Consider the following 6080-nt stretch of genomic DNA (forward strand, 5'->3'; position numbering starts at 1 on the left):
AAATTAATTAAGAACTGTTCCACAAGCAACGGCAACTCTTACGTTCTTTCCGTCTTTTGCTTCAATTCTAACTCTAGTAGCTTTCTTAGTCTTTGGACTAACAACTGCTACGTTACTGATATGGACAGGTCTTTCAACTTCGAAAATTCCACCTTGTGGATTTTCTTGAGTAGGTTTAACAGCTTTTTTAACTAGATTAACACCTTCTACAAGAACAGTGTTAGTTTTGAAGTTAAGCTTTTGAACCTTACCTGTTTTACCTTTGTCCTTCCCAGCGATAACTACTACATCATCATTTACTTTAATCTTTTGCATAATTACACCTTCTACCTTGGATTAAAGAACCTCTGGGGCTAGTGAACAAATCTTAGTAAAGCTTTTTGCTCTAAGTTCTCTAGCTACTGGTCCGAAAATACGCGTTCCAACTGGTTCATTGTTATTGTTAAGGATAACAACAGAGTTATTGTCGAAAGTAATGTAAGAACCATCTTCCCTTCTAATAGGATATGCAGTTCTAACAATAACAGCTTTCTTAACATCACCCTTTTTAATTTTCCCACCTGGAAGAGCTTGCTGCACAGCTACCACAATAATGTCGCCAAGTCCAGCAGTCATTCTCTTTGAACCACCGAGAACCTTGATACACTTAACCTCTTTCGCTCCGCTGTTGTCTGCAACATCGAGCTTTGTTTGCATCTGAATCATGGGTTACTCCAAAAAATATATAATATTACGCCCATCTTATAGGGCCTGTTTAAAAAATTTTCCTAAACTGTCTATTTAGTTAACACTAAATAGTTCCCACTTCTTAAGCTTTGAATACGGCTTAGACTCGATGATTGTTACTTTATCACCTTGTTTCGCAGTATTAGCTTCATCATGAGCGTGGTACTTCTTAGTTTTAGAAACGAACTTGTTGTAAATTGGATGCTTAAAACGTCTCTGAACTGAAACAACAACTGTTTTTTCATTGTTAGCAGAAACAACTACACCATTTAGCTTTCTCTTAAACTTCTTTTGTGCACTCATTACTTATCACCCTTAGCATTTTTCGCAGTTAAAAGACGAGCAATGTTCTTCTTAGCAATTTTGATAAGATGTGGCTTCTCAAGTCCAGAAGTTGATTTTTGCATTCTGTAATCGAAAAGTGCTTTTCTCATCTCAGCTGTTTTAGCGTCGATTTGCTTCGCATCCCAACCTTTAATGTCTTCAATTTTTAATCTTTGCATAGCTTCCTCGCAAATTTATCTTAATTCTCAGCTTCTCTTTTAATAATTCTTGTCTTAACTGGAAGCTTATACATAGCAAGCTTTAGAGCTTCCTTACTAAGTTCTGGATCAACGTGCTTGATTTCAAACATTACGCGTCCAGGCTTAACAACAGCTACCCAAGAATCAGGAGAACCTTTACCCTTACCCATACGTACTTCAGCTGGCTTCTTAGTAAGAACCTTATCTGGGAAGATTTTGATCCAAACGTTACCACCACGCTTAATTTTACGCGTCATAGCAATACGGGCTGCTTCAATTTGACGGTTTGTTATATACCCACATGACACAGCTTGTATAGCGAATTCTCCGAATGTGATAGTATTTCCACGATTCGCTTTACCTTTCATGCGGCCTTTTTGCTGTTTACGCCACTTTACTTTTTTTGGACTAAGCATTTTTAACCTCGGCTTTAATTAATTCGAGTATTTACACATCTCAATTCGTGTAAAACTTTTTATTTATAAATTTCACCTTTATAAACCCATACCTTAACCCCGATAACACCGTAAGTTGTATGAGCTTCCGCTGTACTGTAATCAATATCAGCTCTCAAAGTGTGAAGTGGAACCTTTCTTTCAGAGTATCCTTCCGCTCTTGCCATCTCAGCACCACCAAGACGTCCAGCAGTTCTAACTCTGATACCTTTAACACCAGCTCTAAAAGCTGACTGCATAACCTTTTTCATTGCTCTACGGAAAGCAACACGTTTCTCAAGTTGAGCCGCGATGTTTTCAGCGATAAGCTTAGATTCTGCATCAGGTCTTTTAACTTCAGCAATGTTGAAGATAAGAGTTCCCTTAGTTAGTTTCTTAAGATCATTTCTAATCTTTTCGATTCCTGCACCTTTTTTACCAATAGCTACACCAGGCTTTGCTGTATAAACAGTAACCTTAACTTGGTCAGACGTTCTTGCGATATCTGTGCTAGCAACTGCTGCATTCTTCATGTTCTCTTCAATGTATTTTCTAATTAGAAGATCTTCACTTAGAGTTTTTGCATAGTCGTTTTTCCCAGCATACCAGTTTGATTGCCAGCCCTTAATGTAACCTAGTCTAAATCCATAAGGATGTACTTTTTGTCCCATTATATTCCTTCCTATTACGCTTCTTTAAGTTCAACTGTTACGTGACTTGTTCTTTTTCTAACTCTGAAAGCACGCCCTTGAGCTCTAGGTTGAATCCTTTTGAGCGTTGGACCTTCATCAGCAAAAATTGTGCTAACTACTAGATTATCAATATCGTACTTTTCTGAATCAGCTGCAATAGCAAGTCCGCTGTTAATAAGCTTTGTAAGCATCAGAGCGATCTCTTTCTTCTCACAAAATCTTAAAGTCTTAAGAGCTTCAGAAGCTTTCTTGTTTCTAACAAGGTCGCATACCTGTCTTACTTTTCTTGGAGCGATTCCAACTCTTCTGTTTTTAACTTTAATGGCCATATGAGCCTCTCCTCAAAATATTATTAAACTTATCTCTTAGATTTCTTATCTGCACCGTGACCCCAGTAAGTTCTAGTCAGTGCAAATTCACCTAGTTTATGACCGATCATTTGGTCTGTTACGTATACAGGAATAAATTTTTTCCCGTTGTGTACAGCAAATGTAAGTCCGATAAATTCAGGAACAATTGTCGATCTTCTAGACCAAGTTTTAATAACTTTGTTCCCAGTATTTCCTTCCTCTTGTACCGCGATTGCTTTCTTTAGAAGGCTAACGTCTACGAAAGGTCCTTTCTTTAATGAACGTGACATATCTTCTTACCCCTACTTTCTACGCTTAACAATGAACTTATCAGTTCTCTTGTTCTTTCTAGTTTTGTAACCTTTAGTTGGTACACCCCATGGAGATACAGGATGTCTACCACCAGAAGTTCTCCCTTCACCACCACCATGTGGGTGATCAACAGGGTTCATAGCAACACCTCTAACAGTTGGTCTGAAACCAAGCATACGCTTACGACCAGCTTTACCGATGTTTCTCTTCTCGTGATCAAGGTTACCTACTTGGCCAATAGTTGCTCTACACTCAAGCTTAACTTTTCTAAGCTCTCCTGATGGCATTCTTAGAAGACATGAATCACCTTCTTTCGCCATAACTTGAACATATGCACCAGCTGAACGAGCAATCTGCCCACCAGCACCTGGGTGTAGTTCTACGTTATGTACAAGAGTACCAACTGGAATTTCCTTAAGAAGCTTTGAGTTTCCAACTTTAATATCGGCTTGAGCAGAAGAGATAACGGTGTCGCCAACCTTCAAGCCAAGTGGAGCAAGAATGTATCTTTTTTCACCATCAGCATAAGCTAATAGAGCAAGATTACATGTTCTGTTCGGATCGTAAGAAATACCCTGAACTTTTGCAGGAATTTCTAACTTGTTTCTTTTAAAGTCAATAATTCTGTATCTCTGCTTTACACCGCCACCTCTGTGACGAACTGTAATACGACCTGCATTGTTACGACCTGCTGTCGATTTTTTTGCAGAGATTAATTTCTTAACTGGTTTTACGCCTTTTGTAAGCTCATCACTATTAACAACTTGCATGTTTCTTAGTGATGGAGTTGTAGGCTTAAACTTTTTAATACCCATTTTTATCCTCTTCCGCTAAAACTGGTTCTTATACGCCACTGAAGAATTCAATCTTCTGACCTTCACTCAACTGAATATAAGCTTTTTTAAGCTTAGGTGTCTTAGAAACACCCTTACCAATTCTCTTAAGCTTTCCAGGAGTGATATTTGTCTTAACGTTAAGAACTTTTACATTGTAAAGTTTCTCAACTGCATTCTTGATTTGGTACTTGTTAGCTTTTACGTTAACAACAAATCCGTATCTATTATAATTTTCGTTTGCAATTGATGACTTTTCTGTGATCAATGGCTTAACTAATACTTCTTCTAGATGCATCATAATTACACCAACTTGTTTAATAGGGTTTCTAATGCTTCTTTTTCAATTACAAGGTTTTCAAATTTAACAGCTTCATAAACGCTGAAACCTTCAACCGCCATGCCTTTACCTTGTTTAAGGTTTTTAGCAGCTCTTAGCGCTAGGTCATCTTTGTTTGCTGTTACAACCAATGCAGGAAGAAGCCCTTTCCCGTTTAATAGGTTATACATTTCTTTTGTCTTACCATTGCTTTCTAGTTTTTCAACAACAGTAAGTTTCCCTGCTTGAAGCTTATCTGCAAGAACAGATTGAATAGCTTTAGCAGCAACTTTTTTGTTAACTTTTTGAGTGTAATCTCTCGGAGTTGGACCAAAGACAGTTCCACCGCCAACCATCAGAGATGATCTTGTTGAACCTTGTCTTGCACGGCCTGTTCCCTTTTGCTTAAATGGCTTAGCACCACCACCGCTTACTTGAGATCTACCTTTTGTACAAGCGTTTCCTTGTCTTCTACCAGCTAATGTAGCTTTAACTACCTGGTGAACTACAGGAACGTTGATATCTTCAGCAGTTAGTGCAACTTCAGTAGATAATTTCCCTGAAGCCTCTAACTTTGTATTTAATACTGTAATATCAGTCATTGTTACTTCCTCTCGTTTTTATTACTTCTTAATCGCCTTAGCAATTCTCACAAAACCATTCTTAGATCCAGGTACTGACCCCTTAAGAAGCATGTAACCCTTATCAGCGTTGATTTCAACAACTTCGATATTTTGAATAGTTTTCTTTTTGTTACCCATTTGACCTGGCATTTTTTTGTTTTTCCAAACTTTACCAGGAGTTGCGCGGTTACCAATTGAACCTGGACTTCTGTGGAAGTGAGAGCCGTGTGTAGCTGGACCACCTGCAAAGTTGTAACGCTTCATTGTCCCTTGGAAACCTTTACCTTTAGAAGTACCAGTAACATCTACGAAACTAGACTCAGTAAATTCACCAAGACCAACAACTTTACCAAGGTTAGCTTCATCAATAGATGCTGCTTGAACTTCAGCGAAAGATGTTGCATTTAGCTCAACATTTGCTTTTTTAAGGTGTCCCTGAACTGGTTTCTTAACGAGAGTTTCACGTTTTTCATTAAAACCAATTTGGTACGCTTCGTAACCGTCTTTAGCAGTTGTTTTAACTTGAGTTACGACATTTGGGATAAGCTTGATAACAGTAACTGGTACGTGATTACCTTGCTCATCAAAGATTCTTGTCATTCCCGCTTTTACACCGTAAATCGCAGGAAGATCAATTGTGTTGGAAGTTGCTGTATTTTCGGCAGCAGTTGCCTCAACAGCCTTAGTTTCTTCGGCCATCTTACCTCCACAGCATCACTCTGTTTCCCAGAGATGCATGCATGGTTAATATTAAAAAATTGCGCTAATGCGCTTACCTAATTTTGTACTAGTACTTAATTTCTACATCTACACCAGCAGATAGATCTAATTTCATTAGGCTATCAACTGTTTGTTGAGTTGGATCAACGATATCGATAAGTCTTTTGTGTGTTCTCATTTCGAACTGCTCTCTAGACTTCTTATTAACGTGTGGTCCTCTAAGTACAGTAAATTTGTTAACTTCAGTTGGAAGAGGAATTGGACCTGCAACGCGTGCACCAGTTTCCTTCGCCGTCTGAACGATTTCTTTCACAGAGTTATCTAGTAACTTGTGATCATAAGCTTTAAGCTTGATTCTCAATCTTGACGCTTTCATCTTTTTCCCTGTTAAAATTTAACGCAGTTGAATATGCGTTCTAAATCACTTTGGGGCCCTTTGTCAAGAGCAAAACACCAATAATAAATTTTTTGCTGCAAGGCCAAATAAAAAAACACGGAACTCATAGAGCTCCGTGTAAATTTTATCAATTATTCTAGAATGTCAGAT

13 protein-coding genes are annotated in these 6080 nt (G+C 38.2%); all 13 read right to left on the reverse strand.

Translation table 11 applies throughout. The features are described 5' to 3' along the window. Positions 1 to 3 precede the first annotated feature (3 nt). The 13 genes from rplX to rpsJ all read right to left on the reverse strand — a co-directional run bounded on the left by rplX (position 4) and on the right by rpsJ (position 5909). The gene (rplX, locus tag HBN50_RS15395; RefSeq protein ID WP_273871495.1) at positions 4 to 315 is read right to left on the reverse strand and encodes a 50S ribosomal protein L24; all 312 of its coding nucleotides are present in this window, start codon (positions 313 to 315) and stop codon (positions 4 to 6) included. A gap of 21 nt (positions 316 to 336) precedes the next feature. After that, positions 337 to 705 carry a 50S ribosomal protein L14 gene (gene rplN, locus HBN50_RS15400; protein WP_273871497.1) on the reverse strand — a complete coding sequence of 123 codons (369 nt, stop codon included), beginning with the start codon at positions 703 to 705 and terminating at the stop codon, positions 337 to 339. Between the two features lie 75 nt (positions 706 to 780). Further along, positions 781 to 1029, reverse strand: a complete 249-nt coding sequence (gene rpsQ / locus HBN50_RS15405; protein ID WP_273871499.1) for a 30S ribosomal protein S17 — start codon at positions 1027 to 1029, stop codon at positions 781 to 783. After that, positions 1029 to 1229 (reverse strand): 50S ribosomal protein L29, encoded by a 201-nt coding sequence (rpmC, locus tag HBN50_RS15410; protein WP_273871501.1) that lies wholly within the window; start codon positions 1227 to 1229, stop codon positions 1029 to 1031. Before rpmC ends, rpsQ begins: the two co-directional genes overlap by 1 nt. A gap of 20 nt (positions 1230 to 1249) precedes the next feature. Next, entirely contained in the window at positions 1250 to 1666 is a 417-nt protein-coding gene (rplP, locus tag HBN50_RS15415; RefSeq protein ID WP_273871502.1) for a 50S ribosomal protein L16, read from the reverse strand. A gap of 59 nt (positions 1667 to 1725) precedes the next feature. Continuing rightward, positions 1726 to 2355 (reverse strand): 30S ribosomal protein S3, encoded by a 630-nt coding sequence (rpsC, locus tag HBN50_RS15420; protein ID WP_273871503.1) that lies wholly within the window; start codon positions 2353 to 2355, stop codon positions 1726 to 1728. Between the two features lie 14 nt (positions 2356 to 2369). After that, the gene (gene rplV / locus HBN50_RS15425) at positions 2370 to 2705 is read right to left on the reverse strand and encodes a 50S ribosomal protein L22 (RefSeq protein WP_273871504.1); all 336 of its coding nucleotides are present in this window, start codon (positions 2703 to 2705) and stop codon (positions 2370 to 2372) included. A 29-nt stretch (positions 2706 to 2734) separates the two neighbouring features. Continuing rightward, positions 2735 to 3016 (reverse strand): 30S ribosomal protein S19, encoded by a 282-nt coding sequence (gene rpsS, locus HBN50_RS15430; protein ID WP_273871506.1) that lies wholly within the window; start codon positions 3014 to 3016, stop codon positions 2735 to 2737. Between the two features lie 12 nt (positions 3017 to 3028). Further along, positions 3029 to 3853, reverse strand: coding sequence for a 50S ribosomal protein L2 (rplB, locus tag HBN50_RS15435; protein ID WP_273871508.1), 825 nt, complete (start codon positions 3851 to 3853; stop codon positions 3029 to 3031). A gap of 28 nt (positions 3854 to 3881) precedes the next feature. Continuing rightward, complete coding sequence (gene rplW, locus HBN50_RS15440) at positions 3882 to 4172, reverse strand: 50S ribosomal protein L23 (protein ID WP_273871510.1); 291 nt, start codon at positions 4170 to 4172, stop codon at positions 3882 to 3884. 2 nt (positions 4173 to 4174) lie between these two features. Beyond that, the gene (gene rplD, locus HBN50_RS15445; protein ID WP_273871512.1) at positions 4175 to 4792 is read right to left on the reverse strand and encodes a 50S ribosomal protein L4; all 618 of its coding nucleotides are present in this window, start codon (positions 4790 to 4792) and stop codon (positions 4175 to 4177) included. 21 nt (positions 4793 to 4813) lie between these two features. After that, positions 4814 to 5512: a 50S ribosomal protein L3 gene (gene rplC, locus HBN50_RS15450; RefSeq protein WP_273871514.1), complete on the reverse strand. Its 699-nt coding sequence runs from the start codon at positions 5510 to 5512 to the stop codon at positions 4814 to 4816. A gap of 88 nt (positions 5513 to 5600) precedes the next feature. Beyond that, the gene (rpsJ, locus tag HBN50_RS15455) at positions 5601 to 5909 is read right to left on the reverse strand and encodes a 30S ribosomal protein S10 (RefSeq protein WP_273871515.1); all 309 of its coding nucleotides are present in this window, start codon (positions 5907 to 5909) and stop codon (positions 5601 to 5603) included. Positions 5910 to 6080: the final 171 nt, after the last annotated feature.

It is taken from the genome of Halobacteriovorax sp. GB3 (assembly GCF_028649655.1).
Lineage (GTDB): Bacteria > Bdellovibrionota > Bacteriovoracia > Bacteriovoracales > Bacteriovoracaceae > BSW11-IV.